Origin of the sequence: Sedimentisphaera cyanobacteriorum (genome assembly GCF_001997385.1) — a bacterium.
Classification (GTDB): Bacteria; Planctomycetota; Phycisphaerae; order Sedimentisphaerales; family Sedimentisphaeraceae; genus Sedimentisphaera; species Sedimentisphaera cyanobacteriorum.
Map to the genome: position 1 here is coordinate 2,371,638 of NZ_CP019633.1, position 25,843 is coordinate 2,397,480.

The window sequence follows — 25,843 nt, forward strand, 5'->3', positions numbered from 1 at the left end:
AATCTTTGCCGCACTTTTTACCTAAAATAGGGGACAGTTACCTAATAATTGTTTTCAACTGATGTGAGTTTGCAGCTTCTTTGATTATTTTTTAGAAAACCAATTTCTGATTGTTCACAGGCTTTTAATCGGCATTTTTTTCTGTTTAATTGCTTCATCAAGGCTTTAAACCGAGCAAATATGCTTGTTGAGCGGCAGCTGCTCTTGACGAACCGCTTGCCGCCTCATCTGAGCCAAATTCTTATCCCGGCCAATTCCCTATCTCATTATTTTATAAAGCTTTTTACTATTAAAAATAGGTAACTGTTCCCCTATTTTTCACCGCAATTTGATATTCTGCACCAATACGGGGGCTCAATGTTTAACATTCCCCGTACTACAGCGGTGTTCGCCGTGGCGGACCCGCCAGGCATTCTTTTAGAGAAGATTTTTTGCTTACGGCCGGCTCTACACGTTTCGCTATCCTAGCGGGTTCGCCACGGCGAACTCCGCTGTACGACGCTGCATTATTAAGCAGCGAACCGCTGGCTCAGTCCGTAAATGCTACGGCTGGAGAGTTTGCTGAAAACTTAACATTCATTCAAATTCAGCGAATGCTTAATTGAGTGCAGTAATATTACTGGCAGGATGTTTTTTTGTCCTTGAAACACGGCTTTTTCAGGCTTTTTGAACAATTAATTTGAAAAGTGCGACTAAATTTTTTAATCTTAATTCAGAGCTTTGAATTTTCATCTGTGTATTGATGTAGGTGTATTATTGTATTTTGCTAAAGGAGGCAAAAAAATGAAGAAGTTATCATTTCCATTAGTTTTAATTATGCTTATCTCGGGGTTTCTCTGCGCTGAGCCGTACTGCTCAACACAAGACGCCTCAGATTGGCAGGAGGCTCTGGATGAAGGTTTTATCCGCGGCCTCACTCTCCCTGAATGGCAGGAATATATGAATCAGTGGCAGCAGTATTTGGGTCCCGGCGGTATCCCCTATCCTGTTGACACGCAGTTCCTCCAGCCTGAGCTTTATGTAGCAGAAAATGCCGGGGAAATGGACGAACAGCCCGGGCTTGTGATGGCTTGGGGGGAAGACGGCCAGCCGGACGGCGAGTATGCAAGCGCTTGGGTTTACGAGTACGGCGTTGATCCGGACCTCAGCGGAGCGGTGATTCAGATTACTGTTGTCCCGCCTCAGTACGGCCCGACGGGCAGTCAGGTGAATACCGTGTCTTTCGGCATCCGTGATATGAACGGAGCAATTCGCTCTTGGCACTGGGTCTGCGGTCCGGGCGGACTCCCTTGGAACACGCCAACAACGATAACAATCAATGCCTGGATGACCGGACCTGCCGCAGCATCTCCCGCTGCCTCAGGCTTTATGAACAATCCGGCCTTCGATATCACCAAGGTGATTGATTTCATCGTGGATGAGAACGCTGTTTGGGTAGGCGGGCCAGCTGCTGTTCCGCCTCCGGGGCAAACCGTTCCAAAGCCCTGGAACTACTGGTACGATTTGATTGTAAGGCCGAGCGATAACCCTGAAGGGATGACAGTCGGGTTTAATCCAGAGATACATCAGGATATCGAAAACCCCGACCTCTGGCCGAACGACTATCACATGGAATTTGTGGTAGAATCTTACAATCCCTTCAATCCCTCTGCTGCTGCCCCGCCGATTCTTCTCTCCCATATTGATGATATGTTTATGTCTTTCAACTACAGCATAACCCCGCAGGGCGACGGGTATTATCATGTAACGATGGACTGGTCTAACCCTGTAGAAGACCCAATTCCATACTGCACTGTAATACATCTGGGCTTTGAGCTGGAAGTTATAAACAGCAATGTTATTATGGAAGTGAAGGGCTGGTGGACAAAAGACGGAGTGCCGGTTGAAGATTTGGCAGAGCCCGATCTGCCTAATGCCGGCTTCACTCCGCTTTTAGGGTTTAGGGTGGAAGACGGGATGATAAATCCTCCGCCTATCGGGATGCCGGAATTCGGCTATCTCACTCTGAGAAACGGAGACGGCAACCCCGACACCTCGCAGGGCGAGATACCTGTTGAGATAGTGCAGCTCGAGCTTGCAGTTCTCAGCCCTGAGGAGCTGGCAAACCAGCTTGGAGACTATCCTTTCGGCGAGCTCAATGCTTCCAGCCCTCTCCAGCAGGAGCTCCCATGGATGCCTGTTCTGCAGGACGGAATGCCTGTAGAGGAGAATAACCCTGTAAATATGCCGCCGGACAGCTTCTTTGATGTTTTCTTTGATATAGACCTGTCCGAGCCAACTCCGATTGATGCGGGCGATTTTGTTATCATTCGCGAGAAAGTCAGGTTTATGAACAACAACAATATGGTTGATGAGAGATGGTCTTGGCATCTGCACGAAGCTGATAACGGCGAATGCGATCTTGGCGATGCTCCGGACGACACCAATTCTGCGTTTGCGCCTATGGTTACTTATCCGGCAGCAGTCCCTGCAAAATTCCCAACCACCTACCAGAACGGCAGCCCGCCTTTCGGCCCGATACACTTCTGGCCTGCCTCAGGACCGTATCTGGGAACAGGGGTAACTCTGGAATGGGACGCTGATTTCGGCTCCGATGAAGACCCTACGAACAATATCATTCCGGCATCCAACGCAGCAGATAAAGACTTCGCAGATGACGGGATCGTTGGTATGCCGCTGTCGATGCCGAAATGCGAGAATACGAGCTTCGATTACCGTGTAACAGTGCCGGCAGGTGCGGAAGGAATAACAGCTTATGTTAATGCTTGGGCAGATTTCAACCGAGACGGCGACTGGGACGATATAATTGTATGCGCTGACAGCGGCCAGCAGGTTAGCGAATGGATCGTTCAAGACCAGCAGCTTGCGAATCTCAGTGCGGGCGTAAATACAATCACTACCCCGCCATTCTACTCTTGGCATCCGGGAAGCGCTGACGAAGAGCCGATGTGGCTGAGGATTACGATTGCGCCTACAGCTTTCACAGGAAGCGGCGATCCGGTTGCAGCGGGCTCAGGCCCTGCAGGGGGCTACAGCTACGGCGAAACGGAAGATTATATATTCGTTCCTGTTGCAACCAGCGAGGATACCTGCGACTGCGCAGACCTTACCGGAGACGGCTTTGTTGATCTCAGCGACCTTGCATGCATGGCGAGCCAGTGGCTCACAAACTGCCCGTAATCTCAGAATTTAAAGAAAAAGGGCTGAAGATTTTTTCTTTAGCCCTTTCATTTCCTTTTGCTGATGTTATAATATACTCTGTATTTAGATGTAAGTGTTTAAAAAGGGAAGTTCAAAATGATGGTGATAGGTTATCGCAAAAAAATGCACTTTTTGTTTGCGTGTGTTTTCTCAGCTGCTGCAGCGGTAAATGCAGCGTATGTACAGGAAGATTTCAGAGGCACATCGGCACCCGGCTGGGTGATTCAGTCTAATTCTGCCGGCTCCCCGGGATTAACTGCGGATACAGGAGAAGACCCGGACGGCGATGGATGGCTGAGGCTTACCAATGATCAGGATGCCAACCAAGGGGCTTTTGCTTACTACGACACCGCAATTCCCACAAACAAGGGTCTTATGTTTACGTTCGATTTTGTTACTTGGGGAAGCGGAGGAACGCTCGCTGACGGGCTGGCTCTTGCAATTTTCAGAGCGGATGTTGATCCTGACCCTCAAAGCTACGGCGGCTCGCTTGCATACGCTCCTCAATACAGCTCTCCAGGACTGAACGGGGCTGTAGCCGGTTTTGGATTTGACGAGTTCGGAAATTTCTCAAACCCCTCCGAAGGAAGAACAGGCGGTCCGGGACAGACTCAAGATTCTGTAGCTATAAGGGGCTCTCAAGGAGAAGACAGGTTCACCGGGTATGAATACCAGACTGGAACCGGTTCTTTGGCGGATTTCTCCACAGATGAGGTATCTTCAAGGGATGATGCAGTTATACATACGGTAAAAATCACAATCCCTACAGACAAGGTGATTTCTGTAGAATGGAAACCTGAAGGGGAAGACTGGTCTTATCTGATAAGGGATTACGAGTGCGGGCTTGAATGCCCCGATCATATCAAATTCGGTTATGCCGCATCCACAGGCGCACTTAAAGCATACCACGAGATAAGAAATCTGAGTGTAACCGAGGTTCCGGAGCCTGCTTCAATTTCCATTATGGCTTTGGGAGGATTAGCTTTTTTGAGAAAGCGAAAATATAAATAAGTTCAGCCTGATTGTAAGGCCGCAGCGGAATTAGGATTTCCTGCGGCCTTTTTATTTTTAAATTCTCGGCTTGCCTAAACGTGGAGTATTGATAGAATCTTGATTGTTATTTTTTCGTTAATTATCAATAAGTTTATACAATTTGCGGTTATAAAATGTCTAATCAAGGTTTTTCGCATCTCCATCTTCACACTGAATACTCACTGCTCGACGGAGCGGTAAAAATACCCGAACTTCTCAAAAAATGCAGGGAATACGAAATGGCTTCTGTGGCCATGACAGACCACGGAAACCTCTACGGGGCAATAGATTTCTATAAGACATTTGCCGGCAGCGGGGTTAAGCCGATAATCGGCCTCGAGGCATACTATACCCCGGGGAAAAGGCAGGAAAGAACCGGCACCCAGAAGGACTCAAACTTTCACCTGCTCCTGCTTGCCGAAAACAACACCGGCTATCAGAACCTCATAAAGCTCACATCCCTTTCATACACCGAAGGCCTGTACTACAAGCCGAGGGTGGATGATGAGCTTCTCAGCCGATACAGTGAGGGGATTATAGCCTGCTCAGCGTGTTTAGGGGGGATAATCCCGCAGTACATCATACGCGGCAGGCACGAGGATGCCGTTAAGGCAGCTGAAAACTACGCAAAAATTTTCGGCGAGAATAATTTCTTCATAGAGATTCAGCGGCACAGCTGGGTGGATGAGGAGCCTGTGGACCCAAACCCCGAGATGATCGAAATTGCTAAGAAGCTCGGGCTCGGATTAGTGGCAACAAACGACGTGCACTTTCTCAACAAAGCCGACTACGAGGCGCACGATATCCTCACCTGCATCAGCACAGGCAAGATTGTCAGCGATGAGAACAGAATGCACTACCCAACCAGCGTGTATCTCAAATCGCCTCAAGAGATGAGGGAGCTTTTCAGCGATGTCCCTGAGGCTTGCGATAATACGCTTCAAATCGCTGAGCGGTGCAATGTGGAGATAGACCTTGAAACACAGCACGCACCGAAATTCACGCCGCCGGAGAAAAAAACTCCGGGCGAATATCTGCGTGAGCTGGTGTACAAAGGCGCCGAAGAGCGTTACAAGGAGATAACAGAAGAAATTAAAAACCGGATAGAGCGTGAAATCGGCGTTATAGACGGCAAAGGCTTCTCGAGCTACTTCCTAATCGTATGGGAATTCTGCAACTGGGCAGCGAAAAACGGCATCCCCACCGGAGCAAGAGGCAGCGGCGTGGGAACGATAGTGGGCTACTGCCTCGGTCTTTGCAATGTTGACCCAATCAGGTACGGCCTGCTGTTTGAGCGTTTTATGGATCCCGAGCGAAATGAGATGCCCGATATCGATATCGATATCTGTCAGGACGGAAGGCCTGCCCTGCTGAACTACGTGCGTGAGAAGTACGGCGAGATAGCCCAGATAACCACATTCGGGACAATGGGAGCAAAGTGCGTTATAAGGGATGTTGGCAGGGCTCTGGACGTGCCTCTGACAGATGTGAACAGGGTTGCCAAGATGATTCCCGAAGGGCCTAAGGTTACTCTCGATGGAGCTCTTGAAGACGACCATGACCTCAAAAAGGAATACCAAGACAACCCGCAGACAAAGAAAATGATAGACACCGGCCTAAAGCTCGAGGGGCTTTCAAGGCATGCCGGCGTGCATGCCTGTGCGGTGGTTATTGCTGATGAGCCGCTGGATACAATGCTTCCGCTGTATCGCCAGAGCGGTTCGGAAGACCTTATCACCCAGTTTGAAGGGCCTTATGTGGAGGCGGTTGGGCTATTGAAGATGGATTTTCTCGGTCTGAGAACGCTGAGCATTATCGAATCCACAAAGCGAAAAGTTAAGAGAATCCACGGCGATCATATCGATATCGAAGCCGTTGACATAAAAGACCAGAACGTTTTAGGCGGGATATTCGGGGCAGGAAAAACAAAAGGCGTGTTTCAGTTTGAATCGGCAGGTATGGTTCGCTTGCTCAAAGACCTCAAACCAGACCGTCTTGAAGACCTCATCGCAGCTAACGCACTGTACCGCCCGGGCCCGATGGACTTGATTGATGATTTCGTTGCAAGGAAGCATGGGGCGAAATGGGAGGTGCCTCATCCTGTAATGGAGGAGGTGCTCGAAGAAACCTTCGGGATTATGGTGTATCAGGAGCAGGTGATGCAGATTTGCCACAGGCTCGGAGGAATCAAGCTTCGTGAGGCATACAAGCTCATTAAAGCCATAAGCAAGAAGAAAGAAAAAATCATCGCCGATAAGAAGCAGCATTTCATCAGCGGATGCGTTGAAAACGGCCTCGATAAAGAGCAGGCCGAGAATATCTTTGCCCTTATCGAAAAATTTGCCGGCTACGGCTTCAACAAAAGCCACTCCTCGCGGTATGCGTTTGTTGCTTTCCAAACCGCATACCTCAAGCGATATTGGCCGGTGGAGTTTATGGCTTCCCTGCTCACCTACGAAAAGGGCGACCAGACAAAGGCCAAGGAATACTTCAAAGAATGCAAGGCTATGGGGATTGATATCCTCCCGCCGGATATAAATGAAAGCTTTGTGGATTTCAAGGCCGCCTACGATTCCGAAAAGGACAGAAAGAATAAGTGCGGAAAGATTCGCTTCGGCCTCGGGGCTATAAAGGGGCTTGGAGAGAAGGCGATTGAAAAGATTATAGAGGCAAGAGAAGAATGCGGAGGCTTTACAGGACTGTATCACTTCTGCGAAAATGTTGATCTGAGAGCTGTTACCAAGCAGTCTATAGAGGCGCTGATTAAAGCGGGCGCTTTCGATCGGCTCGGAGGAAGCAGGGCACAGTTTTTCGAGGCGGTAGAGTCTGCCGTAAAAGCAGGACAGACAGCGCAGGCCGATAAGCTCAGCGGACAGGGAAATTTATTCGCCGCATTCGGGGAGGAAGAAAGCGGACAGGAAGCTCAGGCAAACAGCCTGCCGGATGTGCCCGCTTGGCCGCCTGCACTTATGCTCAGCTATGAAAAAGATCTGCTCGGGATTTTCGTTACATCAAACCCGCTCAGCAGGCAGGCCGATACAATCACCGCATACTCCACAGCCCACAGCGATGAGATTCCAAAGCTGGCAGACAAGGCGGATATCATCATCGGAGGGATGATCACCGATACTAAAATCTTTACCACAAAATCCGGCAAAAATGCCGGCAAAAAGATGTGTATCGTGAGCTTTGAAGATCTCAACGGCGAATGCGAGATTGTGCTTTTCCCTGATCAGTTTGCTGAATTCTCGCATCTGATAGAGCAGGATAAGATTATATTCGTTCAGGGCAAGGTTGATAAATCCCGTGATAATCCTCAGATTATTGCCAAAAGGGTTATCCTGCCCGAGCTGGTTATGAATCAGTTCTCAACGAATGTTTTCATCAAATGGAAGAGCTCTTATGAGGAGGCGAAGGTAGAAAAGCTCAAGCGTGTTATCAGCGAATACAGCGGCAAATCGCCCGTATTTCTCGAGATAAAAACCGAAGACGGAAGCATTGTTACCGTCCAGTTCGACGGAAAATTCGCAGTTACCCCAGACCAGAATTTCAGAGGGCAGGTTAGGAGCATCGCCGGCGACAGCGCTCTGGAGCTCAGAAGAAGCAAATAGCATAAGGTTGGATTGATGAAAAAAACATTTTCTAATATTGCAAGGATAGTAATAGGTGTAGGTGCTGTGGCTCTTCTGCTGAGCACTCAGGATATATCGGAATTAGCCGCGTCATTCTCGAAGATAAAGCCTTTGATGTTTCTGGCAGCGGTTTTGCTGTTCTTAACTGCCCAGTCGATGGTTGGGCTGAGGTGGAAATATCTGCTCGGCCTGATAGACATAAAGGTTTCCAGCCTCGCTTCCGTGAAGCTCACATACGTGGGCTTTTTCTACAACAACGTAATGCTCAGTTTTGTGGGCGGAGATGTGCTGCGCGCCTGGTATATCACCCACCATACCGGCCATAAGAAGATGGAGGCGGCTTTCAGCGTTATTGTAGACCGCTTTTGCGGTCTTGCAGCCTCGCTTATCCTTGCCGGGGTAGGCCTGCTCTATTCATACAGGCTCATTTCATCTGCAGACGATTCATCGAAAGAGATCCGCGGGTTAGAAACGATCCTTGCGGGAGGGGCTTTTCTGGTCGTTTTGGCAGCTGCTGCATTTTTTATCCTTAGAAAAACCACCTTTATGCTGAAGCTCTGGGATAAGATTCGACATAAAGTTCTTCGCCTTCTGGAGGCAGTTAAGGTTTATGCAGGCAGTCCGTTTAAGATGTTTCTTGCTGTTGTTTTTACTCTGCTGATTCAGCTTTGCAGCATCTCAGGGTTTTATTTGGTTTGCAGCTCTGCAGGAATCGAAGCAGATTTCCGCTACTACGCAGCCTTTTTCCCGCTCTGCTGGATGATAGGCTCTCTGCCCATAAGCCCGGGAGGTTTGGGGGTTTTAGAAGTTGGCATTTCCGCTGCCTTCTCGCTTCTGCCTGAGGTAAGCCCTGAACAGGCCGTTACAATAGCAATTTGCCAGCGTCTTGTGCTTCTGGTAGGCTCTCTGCCAGGGCTTGCGATACATCTTTCAGGGCTGCATATGCCCGCTAAAGCTGCCGAAGACCTTGAAAACAAGGATATTCCGCTTTGAGCCGTTTTTTTGTTTTGACAATCCTCCATTTTTCACTAAAGTTTCAGCAACAGTCATAATCAAATAATAAACAGTTAACATTTTAAGACCAAGGAGTTGGCAATGCAGGAATTTGATACTCTTAAAACTCTTGTTGAAGAAGCTGAAATGGAATTACAGAAGGCTGAAAACGGCAATAAAGCCGCTGGTACAAGAGTGCGCAAGAAAATGCAGGACATTAAAGCATCTGCCCAGACAATCAGGGCAAAAGTTCTTGAAATGCGCGACTAAAATCTGAAATTTAGGATTACTCGGATGCCTCCTAAACTACTTTTCGACATAGATAACATTGATTTGAGCCGAGTGCTCTTTGACAAAACTGAAATATTAAAGTATAACCCGCAAAACTACGAGATGCAGCAGCTTGACGGTATCATCTGGTATGACGATGAGAAACATTATTCTGTAGGCTTTAAAGACGTAACAGACGATGAGTTTTGGGTGCGAGGCCATATTCCCGGCAGACCTATTATGCCCGGGGTGATTATGGTGGAAGCAGCTGCCCAGCTTTCGAGCCTTTATATGAAAAAGATATACGGCCTTAATGGGTTTATTGGCTTTGCGGGTATTGAATCGGCAAACTTCAGAGGTACGGTAGTACCCGGAGACAGGCTGATAATGCTCTGTCATATATGCAAAATGCGGAGCAGGAAATATACTGCAAAAGTGCAGGGGCTCGTTGACGGCACGATGGTGTTTGCCTGCGAGATTTCAGGGATGAATGTTTAGGCGGTAAAGTTTTCCGAAAAGCTGTAAACTGCCCCGAGGCGGTTTACGGCTTTTTTGTTTCGGTATTTCTGATTTATGATTTTGCAGGACAGTTTTTTGGAAGAACTAATCAAATTTAATGTAAAAACCAAGCCTTCAGAGGCTGGGGAGTATCCGGTTGTTATAGGCAGCGGAATAATCTCAAAGCCGCTTATAGAAAGCTTTGCGGAAGGGCGAAGGAATTTTATCGTTACCGATGAAAACGTCGAATCAGCATCTCTGTGCTCGGAATTTAAAGCCCAAGACGATAAATTCATAATCTCTCCCGCAGGCGAAATCAGCAAAAACATAAAAACCGTGATAGAGATTGTGGAGGCGATGGAAGCAGCCGGCTTCGGACGAGATTCCGTAATTACCGGACTCGGCGGAGGAACTGTGGGCGATATGGCCGGTTTCGCTGCTGCTATCTTCAAAAGAGGCGTACCTGTAATACACATCCCAACTAGCACAGTTGCTCAGGCAGATTCGAGCATTGGCGGTAAAACGGGCGTAGATTCATCAATCAGCAAAAACGCCTTCGGTGCATTCCATCATCCAGCCGCAGTAATCATAGACACCCACACCCTCAAAACGCTCCCCGAAAGGGAATATCTCTCAGGACTCGCTGAATCGGTAAAGCATGGGCTGATTATGGACAGCGGTTATTTCAGCTTCATTGAAAATAATACAGCCGAGCTGATCGGGCGCGGAGACCAAGCCTTGAAGCATCTGGCAAAAGAGAACTGCAGGATAAAGGCAAGGGTTGTGGAAGAAGACCCGTGCGAAAAGAATCAGCGGCGAATCTTAAACTACGGCCATACAATCGGGCATGCCGTGGAAACTCTCAGCAACTGCAAACTCCTGCACGGAGAATGCGTTTCGATAGGCATAATCGCTGCGGGGCTTATAGAAATTGAGCTTGGCATAGGCTCAAAGCAGAGACTCGAAAGAATCGAGAACCTCTTGAATAAGCTGTCTTTGCCCGTCAGAATTCCCGATTATATCAGCAAAGATGATATCCTAAGCCTGATAAAACACGATAAGAAGGCCGTTGACGGATGGCCGAGATTCGCACTTATAGAAGATATTGGAAAAGCTTATACAAAAGGCGGGCAGTGGGCTCATCCTGTGAACGCCCGGCTCGTGGAATCTGCTGTAAATCAGCTCAAACAGCAGGCAGCCCGCTAATCTGCGCTGATTTTGAACCGAAAACAGAGACAATACCGCTATTAACATCTAAGCTCCTTTATGACAGCCCATTACACTACTCACCCAACCTGAATATCCAGTGGATTGGATGGTCGGAGCGTTGGTTTGCGATGAATCGCCGTCGGGTTAGAGATTTTCCACTCTCAGCGTATCTGAGGGTCGTTTAACAGCGGCCTGCACAGCGGGCACAGCCGCCCCGAGCAGAGATGCGAGCAAAGCAAAGATAAAAACCGCCCCTATCACGCCGGGCTGGAGCTTATCGGGTATCTCATCGATTACATACATGCTCCGGTTCCAGAGCTGCCAGCCGTAATTCTCGAAGAGCCATCTTTCCAGCTCGTTTATCTTGCTGAGAAATGCCCAAGCACCAAGCGCTCCTGCTGCTGCCCCCAGAGCCCCTGTAAGCGATGCGAATTTAAGAAATACAGCCAGAACCGAATAATTCGAGAGTCCGCAGCTTTTCAGTATCCCGATATCCTTCGTTTTTCCGCTCACAATCAGCACAAACACCACAAGCACCACGAAAACCGTTACGACCCCGATAAGCAGGAACATAATCGTAAGCATAATCTGCTCTTTCTCCACCGGAGCTATCACCTCGCTTCGATACTGCTTCCAGCTTTCAGTCCGCACGTTCTCCAGCAGTTTCGGGTAAGGCCCTGCATAGCTTTTCCTGAATCCGGCAAGAACGTCTCTTGCCTCTCGGCACCCTGCCTGAAGCGTTGTATTCGGAGAAAAGCGAAGGTGCAGCGAAGTAATTCTCGGGCTCTGCCCTGCCATCCCGCAGAGCAGCTGCGCCTCTTCAAGAGGTACGTAGAAGTTGTAGTTATCTTCTTTTGCGAGCTTTGAGTTTGCGTCGTTCACAAGGCGGAAAGTTTTGCTGGAAGAGATATCCGCCCCCGCCTGTGCGGGCATACCACTTGGCGAAAGGGGGAATGTGGTAAGCGTGAATTCAAGGCCGGTATCGATTGAGTGGGTGTATTGTCCGTTTTGGCTGCGCTGATTCATCATCGCAATCCCTCTGATGCAGCCTTCTGCTTGACTGCCATGCGTTTCGAAAACATCGCCCGCCTTGCCTGCAGGTTCGTAAAGGCTCCTGCAGAAACTCGTAACGCGGCAGTGTTTCTCGGGCAGGATACCGATAATATTCACGCCGATATTGCTCGGAAGAAGTCTGTTCGAGAGAAGGCCGTAGCTGTTTACAACAGGGCTTGCCGCTTCAATCTTTTCGCTCTCAAGCAGTTTGCCCGTGAGCTCTTCAAAGCCGGCGAAACCTGTCAGCGAGGTGGAGCTGATGATGCAGTCTCCGAAGAAATCGTGATTCCGCTCTTTGAAATCCAGCACAAGCCCGTTCATTATCGTCATCACAACGATAACTATAAACACAGACACCGCCACCGCACCGGCAGCGAGGAACGTTATAAGCCTTCTGCGGAAATACCTTGCCGCAAGGATGTTTTCGAGCCTGCTCAATGAATGCCTTTCTCAGAAAATATAAAGGGAATTTGAAGCCGATTCTCGGCTGGACATAATTCTACCCGCACCGGCAGAGAGGTCAACTGCGAGATGCTGCTATTTACCGATTAGGCCTTCAATTTGGGCATAGAGCTTTTCGGGCTGCTCAACATCTTTTATCCGAATACCGCTTCCTGCCCTGCTCTGCTGATATCCGCTAGCGGGCGTGGCGAGGAAGATTGTACCAAGGCCGAAACGCTTCTGCACAACCCCCCTTCTCATGGAAGTTTCGGTGATTTTGTCGTATTTGATTGTTTTGTCCTGAGCTGTCAGAAAGCCCTCGGAATATTCAAGGCGGTCTTTGAAGAAGCGGTATTCGGTTTTTTCGTAGGTCTTCTTCTTGAAGATATACACCAAAGCCGGCACACCGAAAAAGAATAGAGCTCCGAAGAAAACAAACGGCGCCCATTCGGGAATCCCGAGCTTCATAGCTTTGATTCCGCCCAAGCTCATCCCTCCAAGAAATCCTGCTCCTCAAGCCGTGAGAAACAGCTGGAGAGGAATAAAAGATACCACGCTAAGAACAGGATTGAACGTTGGGCTTATCCTTATAGACGGGCTGCAAGTATCCCGCATGCCGGATGCCTGCACGTCTTCGCTTGTGTTTACTGCGGTGGGCGTTCCGCAGCTGTCGCAAAACCTCGCATCATCGCTGATCTGTTTGCCGCATTTACTGCAATACATATTGCTTCCCCTGTAAATAAGTATATTTTAGAGCTTAATCTTTATGTCCAGTTAAGCTGATTTCGGCTAAAACAATTGCCCTGAAGCCAAGTTTCTGGATAATAACAGAATCAAACTGATTACACAAGGTGAATATGCAAGTATTAACAGCAGAAAAATGCGGCTTCTGCCTCGGCGTTCGCAATGCGATTAAAATCGCCGAACAGACGCTCGAAAAGGAATCCCCCGTTTACAGCCTCGGGCCTGTGATACACAATCAGGATGTTGTCAGCAGGCTCGCCGAGATGGGGCTGGTTACGGTTGAAAGCCTCGATGATATCCCCGAAGGCACTGTCCTGATTCGTTCGCACGGGGCAACAAATGATATGATAGAACAGATCCAGAGGCGCGGGCTGCGCATTGTTGATGCAACATGCGTTCTGGTTAAGCGGGTTCAGCAGAAGGCCTCCCGGCTTGAGGCTGAGGGCTGGAAGGTTGTGATAGCCGGAGACCCGCAGCACCCCGAGATAATCTCAATCGCCGGGCATACCGAAGCGGCTGTGGTGGCAGAAACCCCCGAGCAGATGAAGGCTTTAGCCGCCTCGCACAAGAAAATGGCTCTGCTGTGCCAGACAACGCAGTCTTACGGCTTCTTCTCCCGCATGGCTGCGGCAGCGGTAAACGCCGAATTCTCAGAGATAAGAGCCGTTAACACGCTGTGCAGAGAATCGCAGAGAAGGCAGCAGGCAGCCAGAGAGCTTTCCGAAAGAGTGGATGTGATGTTTGTTCTCGGCGGGCTCCACAGCGCAAACACTAGAAAACTCGCCGAGCTGTGCAGCGAAGGATGCAAAAACGTATATCACTTGCAGAATCTATCAGAACTCAAAGAACAGATGACCAGAAATTGCAGAACTGCAGGTATCACTGCTGGCGCCTCAACGCCGGACTGGGTGATTCAGGAATTCACACAAGAAATCCAGAAGCTTTGAATGCAGGATTTCAGACCAGTTAAAAAACGAATCTGCAAAATTGAAAATATTAAAGCATTGCATTAATATCTTATCCTCAAGCTTGACAAGTGCAGGAGCTTCATTATAATATCATTTCAAGCGGTTGTCGGCACCTCTATATAGTCGTTCCTGAAAAATCAATGATTTTGGGGAAACTAAAAAAATATATCAGGCTAATCGAGTCTTTAATTTGCTTTTCATTGCCAAATTTCTGTAAAATTCAATAATTTTAAGCATAAAAATATAGGCAAAAGTAAACTTCTTTAGAAGTTTACGCATATTGTACCCAAAAGCGCTGCCGAGGGCGTTCATTTTGTCCCCTTCTACACCTTTCAAGAAGTTTCTTCCCAACCTGTTGTCTTCTTTGAGGTGGCCTATCGTTGGTTCTATGCGCGATCTTCTCTTAATCCACCTCTTGATACTTCGTTTCTTTTTTCGCCAGCCCTTTTCTACAATTTCAACATTTCCAATATCTTCGCAGCCATGTTTCTTGTATCCTCCATCAACATAAACATCTCCAAGCTTTTCTCTCCCGATTAAATTCATTGTCTGCTTCAGATTAGCCCGAAGAGTATGGCCATCATAAGGGTTTCCTTCAAAGCCCAACGCTCCTACGATAAAATTATTCTTGGCAGTAGTTACAATTCCAACCTTATTTCCAAACTCATATTTCTTGTGGCTTTTGCCTTTCCCAATGCAGCAGACGTGAGGTTCGTGAATACTGTAGAGCTTATTTTTGCTTTTCTTTGTCTGGGCTAAAAGCTTCTTAGCGGCTTGAAGCAATGTATCAAAAATTATTCTTAACTGCTCATTGCCTGCTATATTCCGCTCGACCTCTTTCGTAATTCGCCGCAGGTAGTTCCTTAATTTCTTCACTTCTTTTTTAGCTCTTTTGAACTGTCTTGCACGTCGATACCTGCCCTGCATTACATACGCCCTTTTTCCAACCCTTTCGTAGCTTTGGCGAAGTTGGAGTTTTGATGCTTTTGCAAGATCTACAAGCTTAATGCGCAGTTTGTGGCAGAGTTTTGCGTCGGTCGGATAAGTGATGTTCTTCTGCTGAACGGTTGTATCTGCAACGAGCTTGTTGAAATCGTTCTTTTTGATAACCTTAAGCTTCAAGCCGGCTTTGATAGTTTCTTCGAGCAGCTCTTCAAGACCATCAGATTTTACCTTATTACGCCACTTAGTCATACTGGTTGGATCAATAGGAGGCTCGTGCTGGAAGTATCTTTCGCCGCAGAAATACTGCCAGTAAGGATTCTCAACCCAGCCGGCAACGATTGCTTCATCGCTGAGATTGAAAGTGTACTTGAGATACTGAAGGCCGACCATCAGGCGAATCGGCTTGGCCGGCCTGCCTGAATCAGGACTGTATAAACTGCCAAACTTCTCTTCAAAGCGAGACCAGTTGACAACCTCTGAGAGTTGGACTAAAGAGTGATCAGGATTTACAAGAGGTTTTAATGGCTGCTGAAAGAGTAAGCCTGCTTTATTGTTTTTTGCCTTCATTATTTTGTCCCAATATTGCAATGTTTTGATAGATGTAAGATAAACACTTGCAATATTATACCATATCTCGAAAGCTTTTCAATCATATAAACCATTATCAGGAAAGAATTTAAGGAAAATTTTAAACTTTTTCAGGGGCGACTAAGTACAGCAGGGTCATTCGCTTTCTCGTGTATGTCTTCGCTGTAGAGGCACTCATTTGGACGTGTAAGTACAGCTGGGAGAAGGGTGTTGATTTTTCGATGATAAATTTTATTTTGCAGATTTGCGGTTTTTGGTAATATACAGGAAAGCGGGACGGGGTTTTCGATTTACCGGCCTGCAGAGGCATATATAAAAAAAATTAACATCGCGGTGTAGCTCTCCCATAGAATTGAACACTTTAAATTAGACGGTTCCTGAATAATATAAACCAACTCAAATATTTAGAAAGGAACTTAAAATGCGAAGATCGAGGTTTAGTGAAAGCCAGATACTTTCGATTCTCAAGGAGTCAGAAGCCGGTTTAGAGGTCAGTGATTTGACCAGGAAATACGGCATATCCCGTGCCACATTTTACAACTGGAAGAGCAAGTATTCTGGTATTGGCGGCAGTGAGATAAGGCGTTTACGCGAGTTAGAGCGAGAGAACGGCAAGCTCAAAAAGATGTATGCGGACTTATCATTAGAGAATAACGTTCTCAAGGATTTAATAGAAAAAAACTTCTAAAGCCTGCCGAGCGAAAGGATTTTGCCAGGCAGGCACATTCTAAGGGCTTATGCGTGCAATCATCTTGTAAAGCAGCAGGCATCAGCCGGGGCAGTTTTTACTATACTCCTTCAAGAAACGATGATGCTGAGGTAAAAAGACAGATAGAGCTGGTAATAGATTCCCGTCCTCGACGCGGATTTCCAAAGATATTCGACAGTATCCGCCGCAAGGGATATAGCTGGAATCACAAAAAGGTTTATCGTGTTTATAAGGAAAATGAATTTCAGCTTAACAACCGTAAAAAGAATTTGATAAGGCAAATAGAGCGTAAACCTATGCCAGAAGCCACGAGAGCTAATGAGATATGGAGTATTGATTTTATGAGCGATAGTTTGAGTAATGGTCGGCCATTCAGGGCTTTCAACGTTATCGATGAGTTTAACCGTGAGGCATTGGATATTGAGATCGACACGAGCTTACCTTCGCTTCGCATAATTCGTAGCCTTGAATTAATAGGCTCTGATCGGGGTTTCCCCCGCTTTATTCGCAGCGATAATGGGCCGGAATTTAGGAGCCTTCAATTTCGCAGGTTCTGCTGCCGAAACAGAATCAGGCACCGCCGTATAGAAGCAGGCAAGCCTCAGCAAAACAGTTTTATTGAACGATTCAATCGGAGTTATCGAGAGGATATACTTGATATGTACAGTTTTAAGAATTTATCAGAAGCTCGTAATTTAACTTTAGATTGGCTTATAGAATATAATTATGAGCGTGGGCACGAATCACTGGGAGGGAAAGCTCCTGTAGAGTATGTCCGCAGTTTTTTGCCTTTCACCCCTCAAAATAATTCTGAAGGGGCAAAAGGAAAAAACTGCTGTTTGAAGGAATTTGTCTAATTATTACTGTTCAAAGACAGGGGAGAGGCACAGCGGAGAAACAGAAATGAAGAAGATTCTCACAATCCTTGCAGTATTAACGATAATCGTTTGCATATCAGGCTGCAACACCTTCGAGGGTATGGGAGAGGATATCGAGCGTGTCGGCGAGAGCATGCAGGACGCCGGCGACTAAGCTCACAGCAAAAACAGGAAACCTCAAGCTCGATGCAGTCAGGGCGTGATTAGCTTTGTCTGTTCGGGGCGGGTTTGCGCACAATTCGGATAAGCCGGCAGGTTTTGGGGTATTTCAAAGCAGGCTGAAATCATTATAATCGGGAAAAACCAAAGATTTAATGTGAGGTTAGATATGAGCATCCAGCATACAGCAGAAAAAGCGAAAGCGGCATCAAAGCTTATGGCCGCTGTGGATACAGAAACAAAGAACGAGGCGCTCCGCAAAATCGCAGAGGCTCTCGAGGCGAATAAAGACGAAATCACTGCGGCAAATAAAGAAGATTTAGACAGGGCGGAGAATGAAAACCTTGCCCGTCCTCTGCTCAAGAGACTCAAGTTTGACAGCGATAAGATAGCCGGAGTGTGCCGCGGTCTTCGGAGCCTTGCGGGGCTGGAAGACCCTGTGGGCAAAACGCTCGCCTCAACAGAGCTGGATATCGGCCTCGAGCTCTACAAAACGGCCTGCCCGCTGGGGGTTGTGGGGGTGATATTTGAATCTCGGCCTGATGCTCTGGTGCAGATATCCTCGCTCTGCCTGAAAAGCGGAAACGGCGTACTGCTCAAGGGCGGTTCGGAAGCAGCGAAAACCAACCGAATTCTCGCCGATATAATCAGCAGGGTAAGCGAGCAGAGCGGACTGCCGGCCGGGTGGTTAGGACTTCTGGAAACGAGGGAGGATGTTTCGGCGATGCTCGGGCTGGAAAACAGCGTTGACCTTATCGTCCCCCGCGGCTCGAATGAGTTTGTGCAGTTTATAATGAACAACACGAATATCCCCGTCCTCGGTCATGCGGACGGAATCTGCCATGTGTATGTTGACAGGCAGGCGGATTTGGAAATGGCGGCGAGGATTGCCGTTGATTCGAAGTGTCAGTATCCAGCGGTATGCAATGCGATGGAAACGCTGCTTGTGCATGAGGATATAGCGACTCAGTTCCTGCCATTGGCGAAGAAGGGGCTTGATGAATACGGCTGCAAGCTCAAAGGCTGCGAAAAAACCCGGGAGATAATTTCCTGCGAGCCTGCAAACGAGCAGGACTGGCAAACCGAATATCTCGATTATGAGCTCTCGATAAGGGTGGTAAGCCGGCTCGAGGATGCGATAGACCATATCAATAAATACGGCTCGGGGCATACAGATGCGATTGTGAGCTCGGATGAGCCTGCGGCAAGAAAATTCCTCTCGCTCGTTGATTCGGCGGATGTTTTCTGGAATGCAAGCACGCGCTTCAGCGACGGCTTCCGCTACGGACTCGGGGCGGAAGTGGGCATAAGCACAAACAAGATACACGCACGCGGGCCTGTTGGGCTGGAAGGACTGCTGATTTACAAATGGCTGCTTATAGGCAGCGGGCAAACCGCAGGCGAATACGCCTCGGGCGATAAGCAGTTTAAACATACCCCGCTGGGGAAAAACTGCCCGCTCTAATTTCACTGCAACGGGGATTTTCAGATTGTAAAATATTTGCTTTTTGTTACAATCTCCGCTTCAAATCGGGCTGTGGCGCAGTTTGGTAGCGTGCTTGACTGGGGGTCAAGAGGTCGCAGGTTCAAGTCCTGTCAGCCCGACTTTGTCCAGAATTGCAGGCGGTATGAAAAGGGTTTTCAGCATCAGCCTGCTGATAATCGGGATTCAGCGGCATTTCCTGCGCGCCTACGTCCTTGCGCCACTGTTTCAAATCCTTATAGAGCTCATTTACTTTTTCAGGCATTTTTTCCGCAAGATTATTCTGCTCGCTGAGGTCTTCTCTGAGGTTGTAAAGTTCGAAAGCGCCTTCTGCGTGTCTTCCTTCAATGCTTTTTTCGAACCATTCAATAAGTTTGTAATCTCCCTTTCTCACTGCTCCGGAAGGGCCAACTCCGTCGTGGTGGTAATGGGGGTAATGCCAGAAGATTGCATCCCGCTTCAACTTTCCGCTCTGCCGGAGAAGAGGCATAATGCTTTCCCCGTCAACGTTAGGGCTGGAGACATCGCTGCCTGCGATTTCTGCGAAAGTAGGAAAAAAGTCTGTGCTGATAACCGGCTCTCTGCACACGCTGCCGGGCTCAATCACGCCGGGCAGGCGGACAATCAGCGGCTCACGTATGCCGCCTTCATAGATGTCGGCCTTGCTGCCTCGCAAAGGGCTGCAGTCTTTCGGCCCTAAATGCCCGTTGTCGCTGAAAAATACGAACAGCGTATCTTTTTGCAAATCGAGCTCTTCGAGTTTTCTCAACACATCAGCGAGACTTTTATCAAGCGTTTCAAGCATTGCGGCCTGAACCGGATTATTATGCCCCTGCTGAACATCATTATCAGCCCCGGGCTTGTTTCGATACTTCTCAATCAATTCGTCCCGCTCTATTTCAGGGTCGTGTATAGAATTGTGCGAGATATAGCAAAAAAACGGCTTATCTTTGTTCGCCTCAATAAAAGAAACGGCTCGCTCTGTAATCTGGCGAACGTGATGCGCATCGTTTTCATAAGGGCTCTCAGGCCCCGCCCCGGGTTTGTGGGTGGTTAGAACATCATCAAAGCCCTGCGAGCCCGGATCGCCCGGACGGCCGAGCTCGTAATCTTTGTCCTTGTTCAAATGCCACTTCCCGAAATGCCCCGTGGTATAGCCGGCATCTTTGAGAAGCTCAGCCGCTGTTAATTCTTCAAGCGGGAGATATGCTGTCCAGTCGGGGACAGTGAGCTTTTCATCTGAAGGGCTTCCTGCCTTGATGTATTGAGTGAGGTGGAGCCTTGCGGGATATTTGCCCGTCATAATGCTTGCCCGCGTGGGCGAGCATACCGGCGCGGCTGCATACGCATCGGTAAACTTCATACTTTCAGCTGCCAGCTTATCAATGTTCGGCGTTTCATAAAATTTGCTTCCGTAACAGCCTATTTGATGCCAGCCGAGGTCATCTGCAAGGAATAAAACGATGTTCGGCTTATCTCGTTTTTTCTCATTGCCGAAAACAAGATTTCCGCCTGCTAAAAGGAAAGAGGCAGCGCCTGCACTTTTCAAAAAATTACGCCGATTTAAGTACATAATTAAGCCTCAGGTTTATGGATTAAGCAAAATTTTCACTACTGCTTTATGAATCTCCCCATCGCTGACCAGCGGAGCGTGGGCATCTTCAGGGAAAAAGACCGCAAAACTGCCCGGGCTGACCGTTTCCCACTTTTCAGGCTCATCTTTGAAAAAAGCAACATCCTTTTCGGGGTTATACGGCTGACGAACAAGGCTGCAGTCGGAAGTCTTTTTCCATCCCATCTGCTCATTGCCGCTGATAACATATTGAATATCAATATAGTTCTTATGGGCTTCAAGCTTAGATTCCTGTTTACTGCGTCCGGATTCTACTGCGATATTGCAGAATAACCGGCTGCCTTCGAGCTCATATCTGCCCGGCGATAAATCCGCCAACTCAGGCTTGTTCAAGAATTGAAAGGCCTTTTCAAAAAGCGGGTGCATAGAGTAATAAGAATCCGCCTGGTCTAATCTGTCGATAATCATACGATCACCTTTTCCTTGTAAATATTGTTTAATAATTCTGCCGAAAACGGCAGCCGCTCTTCAGTCAGCAGGCTGCCACTTCTCACCTGCCTCAAGCTCGCTCATTTTCGGCATATTTTCAACTTTTTCCAGCGATTCTTCCCATAGTTTATTCAAGTTCGGCAATTCAGCAGACGCCCCTTCTCGGATGAAAATGGGAATCTGATGCACGGGATGTAGCTCTCCCATAGAATTGAACACTTTAAATTAGACGGTTCCTGAATAATATAAACCAACTCAAATATTTAGAAAGGAACTTAAAATGCGAAGATCGAGGTTTAGTGAAAGCCAGATACTTTCGATTCTCAAGGAGTCAGAAGCCGGTTTAGAGGTCAGTGATTTGACCAGGAAATACGGCATATCCCGTGCCACATTTTACAACTGGAAGAGCAAGTATTCTGGTATTGGCGGCAGTGAGATAAGGCGTTTACGCGAGTTAGAGCGAGAGAACGGCAAGCTCAAAAAGATGTATGCGGACTTATCATTAGAGAATAACGTTCTCAAGGATTTAATAGAAAAAAACTTCTAAAGCCTGCCGAGCGAAAGGATTTTGCCAGGCAGGCACATTCTAAGGGCTTATGCGTGCAATCATCTTGTAAAGCAGCAGGCATCAGCCGGGGCAGTTTTTACTATACTCCTTCAAGAAACGATGATGCTGAGGTAAAAAGACAGATAGAGCTGGTAATAGATTCCCGTCCTCGACGCGGATTTCCAAAGATATTCGACAGTATCCGCCGCAAGGGATATAGCTGGAATCACAAAAAGGTTTATCGTGTTTATAAGGAAAATGAATTTCAGCTTAACAACCGTAAAAAGAATTTGATAAGGCAAATAGAGCGTAAACCTATGCCAGAAGCTACGAGAGCTAATGAGATATGGAGTATTGATTTTATGAGCGATAGTTTGAGTAATGGTCGGCCATTCAGGGCTTTCAACGTTATCGATGAGTTTAACCGTGAGGCATTGGATATTGAGATCGACACGAGCTTACCTTCGCTTCGCATAATTCGTAGCCTTGAATTAATAGGCTCTGATCGGGGTTTCCCCCGCTTTATTCGCAGCGATAATGGGCCGGAATTTAGGAGCCTTCAATTTCGCAGGTTCTGCTGCCGAAACAGAATCAGGCACCGCCGTATAGAAGCAGGCAAGCCTCAGCAAAACAGTTTTATTGAACGATTCAATCGGAGTTATCGAGAGGATATACTTGATATGTACAGTTTTAAGAATTTATCAGAAGCTCGTAATTTAACTTTAGATTGGCTTATAGAATATAATTATGAGCGTGGGCACGAATCACTGGGAGAGAAAACTCCTGTAGAGTATGTTCGCAGTTTTTTGCCTTTCACCCCTCAAAATAATTCTGAAGGGGCAAAAGGAAAAAACTGCTGTTTGAAGGAATTTGTCTAATTATTACTGTTCAAAGACAGGGGAGAGGCACAATTGCTAAATTTCTGTAAAATTCAACAATTTTAAGCATAAAAATATAGACAAAAGTAAACTTCTTTAGAAGTTTACGCATATTTTACCCAAAAGCGCTGCCGAGGACGTTCATTCCATCAGGTGAATCGGCTTGGCCGGCCTGCCTGAATCAGGACTGTATAAACTGCCAAACTTTTCTTCAAAGCGAGACCAGTTGACAACCTCTGAGAGTTGGACTAAAGAGTGATCAGGATTTACAAGAGGTTTTAATGGCTGCTGAAAGAGTAAGCCTGCTTTATTGTTTTTTGCCTTCATTATTTTGTCCCAATATTGCAATGTTTTGATAGATGTAAGATAAACACTTGCAATATTATACCATATCTCGAAAGCTTTTCAATCATATAAACCATTATCAGAAAAGAATTTAAGGAAATTTTAAACTTTTTCAGGTTTACGCTATCTCTTAGGCGGCCGGAAAAATTCAAAAAATGGATAAATATTTTTTCACCCCAAATACTATTTTTTTAATTTCAATAACTTACAGACAAACCGAAAAGCTCCGAAAACTTCAGAACCGCCAGTCTTCAGTAAATCCGTAATGTTCGTAGCAAGCGGCTTTCGGATTTTCAAAATTGAAAGAGAAAAAGCCACCCGAATTAATCAAACTCAGGCGGCTTTAATTTTTGTTTATAGGACGATGTTAAAGATTGTCAATCCATTGGTATTCTTCTTTTTCCCAAGCAGAACCCTCAGACCCGAACCTATCTTTAACTTTTTCATAGTCCTGCCTCCATTTTTTGTGCCAGTCCTTCTGGTAAAGTCCTTTTATAGTGCTGGTGATAACAGAACCGTCAACCATTACAAGATTTGTTTGCTGTGGATGCCTCGCAACTGTGAAGTGAGACGTTTCTGCGCGAGCCCCTTCAAAACTGCCATTTTTTCCAGCACTTGGAATTATAGCAGTAGAGTTGTCAGCGTGAGGCCCGCCTCCTCGCCAGATAGAATCTGCCATTAAAGGCACATTATTAGCACCTCTTACATTAGTTCTTTTCAGCCAATGTTTTTCTTTACGTCTTCCCTGAATGGCATTACCATTGTCTTTAAAGGTATTGTGACACAGCCAGAGATTCATGGAATAGCTTGCGTACTCTGTTTCTTCGTCTCCTTGGTTATTCTGGTTCCAGTCGCCCATCCAGTATGCTTTATTTAAACTTCCATAAGAATCGCTATCAGAGTTCATTTGATCAGGCCACAATCTGGGCTTATCAGCTTCAGGACAACGTAGAAGATCTGTATTAGTCTCCCATTCATCCCTCAACCTAAGAATCCAGTAACCTCTGTACCAGTCTGGATGAAATTCATCTAGATTTGGGTAGCTATCGTTATTCTGCTGAGTATAAATCTGCATTATGACGCCCCACTGTTTCAAACGGGTCTGGCAGACCGTAGACTTGGCCTGTTTTCTGGCCTTGCCTAATGCAGGCATCAGAATGGCCATGAGCATAGCGATAATTGAAATAACAACCAACAGTTCGATCAATGTGAACCCAGATGCAGGGCGAGTTCTTTTTGCTTTAGTGAATGACATTTTTAAAGTCCCCTTTGAAATGAAATTTTTGTTTTTACGAGCCATAATGCATTTCCCACATAATGTTCTAAATTCAATTTCCTGATTCGATTGACAGTATATGCTAAAACGTATTTGCTGTCAAGGATATTTTTCAATTTTTTCTAATTTTCTGTTGACTTGCTTTCCCTTCACAGCTTGTTTGAGACCTAAAACAAAGACTTATAAGATGTTACAAAAATCGCTAAAACGTATTCGCCTTTTAAGGCTTTTGATTTTTCTGCTTCCTTAAACCGCAAACAATTTAATCATAAAGAATAAAAACGAAAGGCTAAGCTAAAACGTATTTCCCCGCACAACCCCAAAAAATGAATATGCTGTTTACCCTGTTGAATACTGGTGTTATTTCTGTTTACCTAACTTAACAATCAGAAGCCTTATGCCGATGAAATAGCCGTGAGAAGCCCGGGAACAGGCTTCTCACGGCGTTTTAATCTTTATATTGCGAGTTTTTCGGAAACGCCAGCGGAGGGGTCTGCCTTCACCTCAGCGATATACTGCCTTGATATCTGGCGGTTTCCGAACATAGCAATCCTCAGTATATGCATTTCTACAGTCTGCCCGGAGCTGATCTCTTCCATTGCCAACGAGAATTCCTTCATATTTGTAACAGGCGTTCCGTCTATCTGCAAGACGATATCGCCCTTCTTCAGTCCTGCCTTTGCGGCGCTGCCTTCGGGGCTGAGATCTTCAACAATCATCACGGGATACTCGCTCTGGAAGCCGAAATCCTTTGCTAATTTCCTGTCCAGCTCGGAGATTCCCATCTGGAAAAACCGCTCAGCGAGCTTTCCGCCGTCAGGGATTGGTCTTGGCCTGAGGCTCAGCTCCACAGTGTACTGAACAGCAGTATCTTTGCGTGCGCAGGTGAGGCGGATTTTCTCGCCAACATCCTTATTCATCATCTTCACGTAGAAATCTATGAATCCGTGCACCTGCTTATCGTCTATTTCGGTGATAATATCCCCCTGCTGAACGCCTTTATCCGAAGCGGGGCTGTCTTCAAACACCTTATCCACCTTCAAGCCGTTCTTGTCCTTGAGGCAGCACATCCTTCCGATCACCAGCCCCATCTTTACGCGTCTCATATTCTCGGGCAGGAGCATATCTGCCAGCCCGCCTGCCACAGTGTCCACAGGAATCGCAAATCCAATATTCTGCGCCTCAGCCCTTATTGCGGTTGTAACGCCGATAAGCTCGCCGTTTATGTTGAGCAGAGGCCCGCCGGAATTGCCCGGGTTAATCGCTGCGGAGGTTTGGATTAGCCCGCGCAGCCAGAAGCCCTCTCGAACCTTGATATTCCTGCCCTTGGCGCTGACAATCCCCTCGGTAACCGAGCTTGAAAAGCCGAAAGGATTGCCCACTGCTATTACAGTTTCGCCGATCATCAAATCGCAGCTCTCGCCGAGCTGTATCGCCTTGAATTGCTCATCATCCTCAGACTGAATCTTGAGAAAGGCGATATCTTTCTTTTCATCTGCGCTGATTATCCGAGCCTCGTATTCCTTTCCGTCGGGGAATGTGAGCATCACCTTTTCCTGCCCCCTCACCACATGCGCATTTGTAACAACGTATCCATCCTGATGCACTACAAATCCGCTGCCGAGGTCGTGCTTTTTCTGCTCGTATTCACGCGGGGCAAACCGCGGCCCGAAGAAATCGAATATATCTCCCGAGCCCCTTCGGGGACGTGCAACTGTATGGAAGCCGGAGATGTTTACTATCGAATCCTTTGCAGATTTATACGCCTCCACAACCGGCGTTACACGCTCATAACTCTGCGCAGTGCAGACCGCTGCAAACATAACAGCAGACAGCAGTAGAATTTTAATTTTCATCAAAGAGCTCCTTTATGTTTAATCAACAGCTTTCTTGACTTTGCTTCGCTCAGCCGTACTTTATTGCAGTACTTTT

General features: G+C 47.1%; 22 protein-coding genes and 1 tRNA gene. 13 read left to right on the top strand and 10 right to left on the bottom strand.

What is annotated here, in order from left to right; translation table 11 throughout:
• Positions 1–783: 783 nt before the first annotated feature.
• The 7 genes from L21SP3_RS09555 (at position 784) to aroB (ending at position 10,832) form a co-directional block, all read left to right on the top strand.
• Positions 784–3,180: a GEVED domain-containing protein gene (locus tag L21SP3_RS09555; RefSeq protein WP_077540955.1), complete on the top strand. Its 2,397-nt coding sequence runs from the start codon at positions 784–786 to the stop codon at positions 3,178–3,180.
• Positions 3,181–3,297: 117 nt separating this feature from the next.
• Positions 3,298–4,212, top strand: coding sequence for a PEP-CTERM sorting domain-containing protein (locus tag L21SP3_RS09560; protein WP_077540957.1), 915 nt, complete (start codon positions 3,298–3,300; stop codon positions 4,210–4,212).
• A 155-nt stretch (positions 4,213–4,367) separates the two neighbouring features.
• On the top strand, positions 4,368–7,844 hold the full coding sequence (locus L21SP3_RS09565; RefSeq protein WP_077540959.1) for a DNA polymerase III subunit alpha: 3,477 nt from the start codon (positions 4,368–4,370) through the stop codon (positions 7,842–7,844).
• A gap of 15 nt (positions 7,845–7,859) precedes the next feature.
• Positions 7,860–8,858, top strand: coding sequence for a lysylphosphatidylglycerol synthase transmembrane domain-containing protein (locus tag L21SP3_RS09570; RefSeq protein ID WP_077540961.1), 999 nt, complete (start codon positions 7,860–7,862; stop codon positions 8,856–8,858).
• A gap of 102 nt (positions 8,859–8,960) precedes the next feature.
• A complete protein-coding gene (locus tag L21SP3_RS09575) occupies positions 8,961–9,128 on the top strand; it encodes a hypothetical protein (protein WP_077540963.1) in 168 nt (55 codons plus the stop codon).
• A gap of 24 nt (positions 9,129–9,152) precedes the next feature.
• A complete protein-coding gene (locus L21SP3_RS09580; RefSeq protein ID WP_077540965.1) occupies positions 9,153–9,626 on the top strand; it encodes a 3-hydroxyacyl-ACP dehydratase FabZ family protein in 474 nt (157 codons plus the stop codon).
• A 96-nt stretch (positions 9,627–9,722) separates the two neighbouring features.
• The gene (gene aroB, locus L21SP3_RS09585) at positions 9,723–10,832 is read left to right on the top strand and encodes a 3-dehydroquinate synthase (RefSeq protein WP_161488171.1); all 1,110 of its coding nucleotides are present in this window, start codon (positions 9,723–9,725) and stop codon (positions 10,830–10,832) included.
• A 147-nt stretch (positions 10,833–10,979) separates the two neighbouring features.
• Here aroB and L21SP3_RS09590 read toward each other — a convergent pair whose 3' ends face one another.
• The 3 genes from L21SP3_RS09590 to L21SP3_RS09600 all read right to left on the bottom strand — a co-directional run bounded on the left by L21SP3_RS09590 (position 10,980) and on the right by L21SP3_RS09600 (position 13,052).
• Positions 10,980–12,326, bottom strand: coding sequence for an ABC transporter permease (locus L21SP3_RS09590; RefSeq protein ID WP_077540969.1), 1,347 nt, complete (start codon positions 12,324–12,326; stop codon positions 10,980–10,982).
• Positions 12,327–12,425: 99 nt separating this feature from the next.
• Positions 12,426–12,821, bottom strand: a complete 396-nt coding sequence (locus L21SP3_RS09595) for a PH domain-containing protein (RefSeq protein WP_077540971.1) — start codon at positions 12,819–12,821, stop codon at positions 12,426–12,428.
• A 21-nt stretch (positions 12,822–12,842) separates the two neighbouring features.
• Positions 12,843–13,052 carry a zinc-ribbon domain-containing protein gene (locus tag L21SP3_RS09600; protein ID WP_077540973.1) on the bottom strand — a complete coding sequence of 70 codons (210 nt, stop codon included), beginning with the start codon at positions 13,050–13,052 and terminating at the stop codon, positions 12,843–12,845.
• A gap of 134 nt (positions 13,053–13,186) precedes the next feature.
• Between L21SP3_RS09600 and ispH the strand changes: the two genes are divergently transcribed.
• Entirely contained in the window at positions 13,187–14,020 is an 834-nt protein-coding gene (gene ispH, locus L21SP3_RS09605; protein ID WP_077540975.1) for a 4-hydroxy-3-methylbut-2-enyl diphosphate reductase, read from the top strand.
• A 189-nt stretch (positions 14,021–14,209) separates the two neighbouring features.
• On the opposite strand, the gene L21SP3_RS09610 is transcribed toward ispH, so the two are convergent.
• A complete protein-coding gene (locus tag L21SP3_RS09610) occupies positions 14,210–15,553 on the bottom strand; it encodes an IS5 family transposase (RefSeq protein ID WP_227806761.1) in 1,344 nt (447 codons plus the stop codon).
• Between the two features lie 442 nt (positions 15,554–15,995).
• On the opposite strand from L21SP3_RS09610, the gene L21SP3_RS09620 reads away from it, so the two are divergent.
• The 4 genes from L21SP3_RS09620 to L21SP3_RS09635 all read left to right on the top strand — a co-directional run bounded on the left by L21SP3_RS09620 (position 15,996) and on the right by L21SP3_RS09635 (position 18,925).
• Positions 15,996–17,140 (top strand): IS3 family transposase gene (locus L21SP3_RS09620; protein ID WP_390612107.1). Its coding sequence is split into 2 segments (ribosomal slippage): positions 15,996–16,257 and positions 16,257–17,140, totalling 1,146 coding nucleotides; the frame shifts between segments, so codons are not numbered across the junction.
• A 46-nt stretch (positions 17,141–17,186) separates the two neighbouring features.
• Positions 17,187–17,315: an entericidin A/B family lipoprotein gene (locus L21SP3_RS09625; RefSeq protein WP_077541929.1), complete on the top strand. Its 129-nt coding sequence runs from the start codon at positions 17,187–17,189 to the stop codon at positions 17,313–17,315.
• 174 nt (positions 17,316–17,489) lie between these two features.
• Complete coding sequence (locus L21SP3_RS09630) at positions 17,490–18,785, top strand: glutamate-5-semialdehyde dehydrogenase (protein ID WP_077540977.1); 1,296 nt, start codon at positions 17,490–17,492, stop codon at positions 18,783–18,785.
• A gap of 66 nt (positions 18,786–18,851) precedes the next feature.
• A tRNA-Pro gene (locus L21SP3_RS09635) sits at positions 18,852–18,925 on the top strand.
• Here L21SP3_RS09635 and L21SP3_RS09640 read toward each other — a convergent pair.
• The 3 genes from L21SP3_RS09640 to L21SP3_RS11910 are packed head-to-tail and all read right to left on the bottom strand — an operon-like array spanning position 18,907 to position 21,084.
• Positions 18,907–20,376 carry a sulfatase gene (locus L21SP3_RS09640; RefSeq protein ID WP_077540979.1) on the bottom strand — a complete coding sequence of 490 codons (1,470 nt, stop codon included), beginning with the start codon at positions 20,374–20,376 and terminating at the stop codon, positions 18,907–18,909. The genes L21SP3_RS09635 and L21SP3_RS09640 overlap by 19 nt on opposite strands.
• A 15-nt stretch (positions 20,377–20,391) precedes the next feature.
• Positions 20,392–20,844, bottom strand: coding sequence for a YhcH/YjgK/YiaL family protein (locus L21SP3_RS09645; RefSeq protein WP_077540981.1), 453 nt, complete (start codon positions 20,842–20,844; stop codon positions 20,392–20,394).
• Positions 20,845–20,904: 60 nt separating this feature from the next.
• Entirely contained in the window at positions 20,905–21,084 is a 180-nt protein-coding gene (locus L21SP3_RS11910; RefSeq protein WP_123785178.1) for a hypothetical protein, read from the bottom strand.
• Positions 21,085–21,145: 61 nt separating this feature from the next.
• On the opposite strand from L21SP3_RS11910, the gene L21SP3_RS09650 reads away from it, so the two are divergent.
• A protein-coding gene (locus L21SP3_RS09650; protein ID WP_390612105.1) for an IS3 family transposase occupies positions 21,146–22,290 on the top strand; the annotation gives its coding sequence in 2 pieces (ribosomal slippage) (positions 21,146–21,407 and positions 21,407–22,290; 1,146 coding nt in all).
• A gap of 141 nt (positions 22,291–22,431) precedes the next feature.
• Here L21SP3_RS09650 and L21SP3_RS09655 read toward each other — a convergent pair.
• The 3 genes from L21SP3_RS09655 to L21SP3_RS09665 all read right to left on the bottom strand — a co-directional run bounded on the left by L21SP3_RS09655 (position 22,432) and on the right by L21SP3_RS09665 (position 25,767).
• Positions 22,432–22,617, bottom strand: coding sequence for a hypothetical protein (locus L21SP3_RS09655; protein WP_077540983.1), 186 nt, complete (start codon positions 22,615–22,617; stop codon positions 22,432–22,434).
• A 385-nt stretch (positions 22,618–23,002) separates the two neighbouring features.
• Entirely contained in the window at positions 23,003–23,935 is a 933-nt protein-coding gene (locus tag L21SP3_RS09660) for a type II secretion system protein (protein WP_077540985.1), read from the bottom strand.
• A 431-nt stretch (positions 23,936–24,366) separates the two neighbouring features.
• Positions 24,367–25,767 carry a trypsin-like peptidase domain-containing protein gene (locus tag L21SP3_RS09665; RefSeq protein WP_077540987.1) on the bottom strand — a complete coding sequence of 467 codons (1,401 nt, stop codon included), beginning with the start codon at positions 25,765–25,767 and terminating at the stop codon, positions 24,367–24,369.
• Positions 25,768–25,843 lie beyond the last annotated feature (76 nt).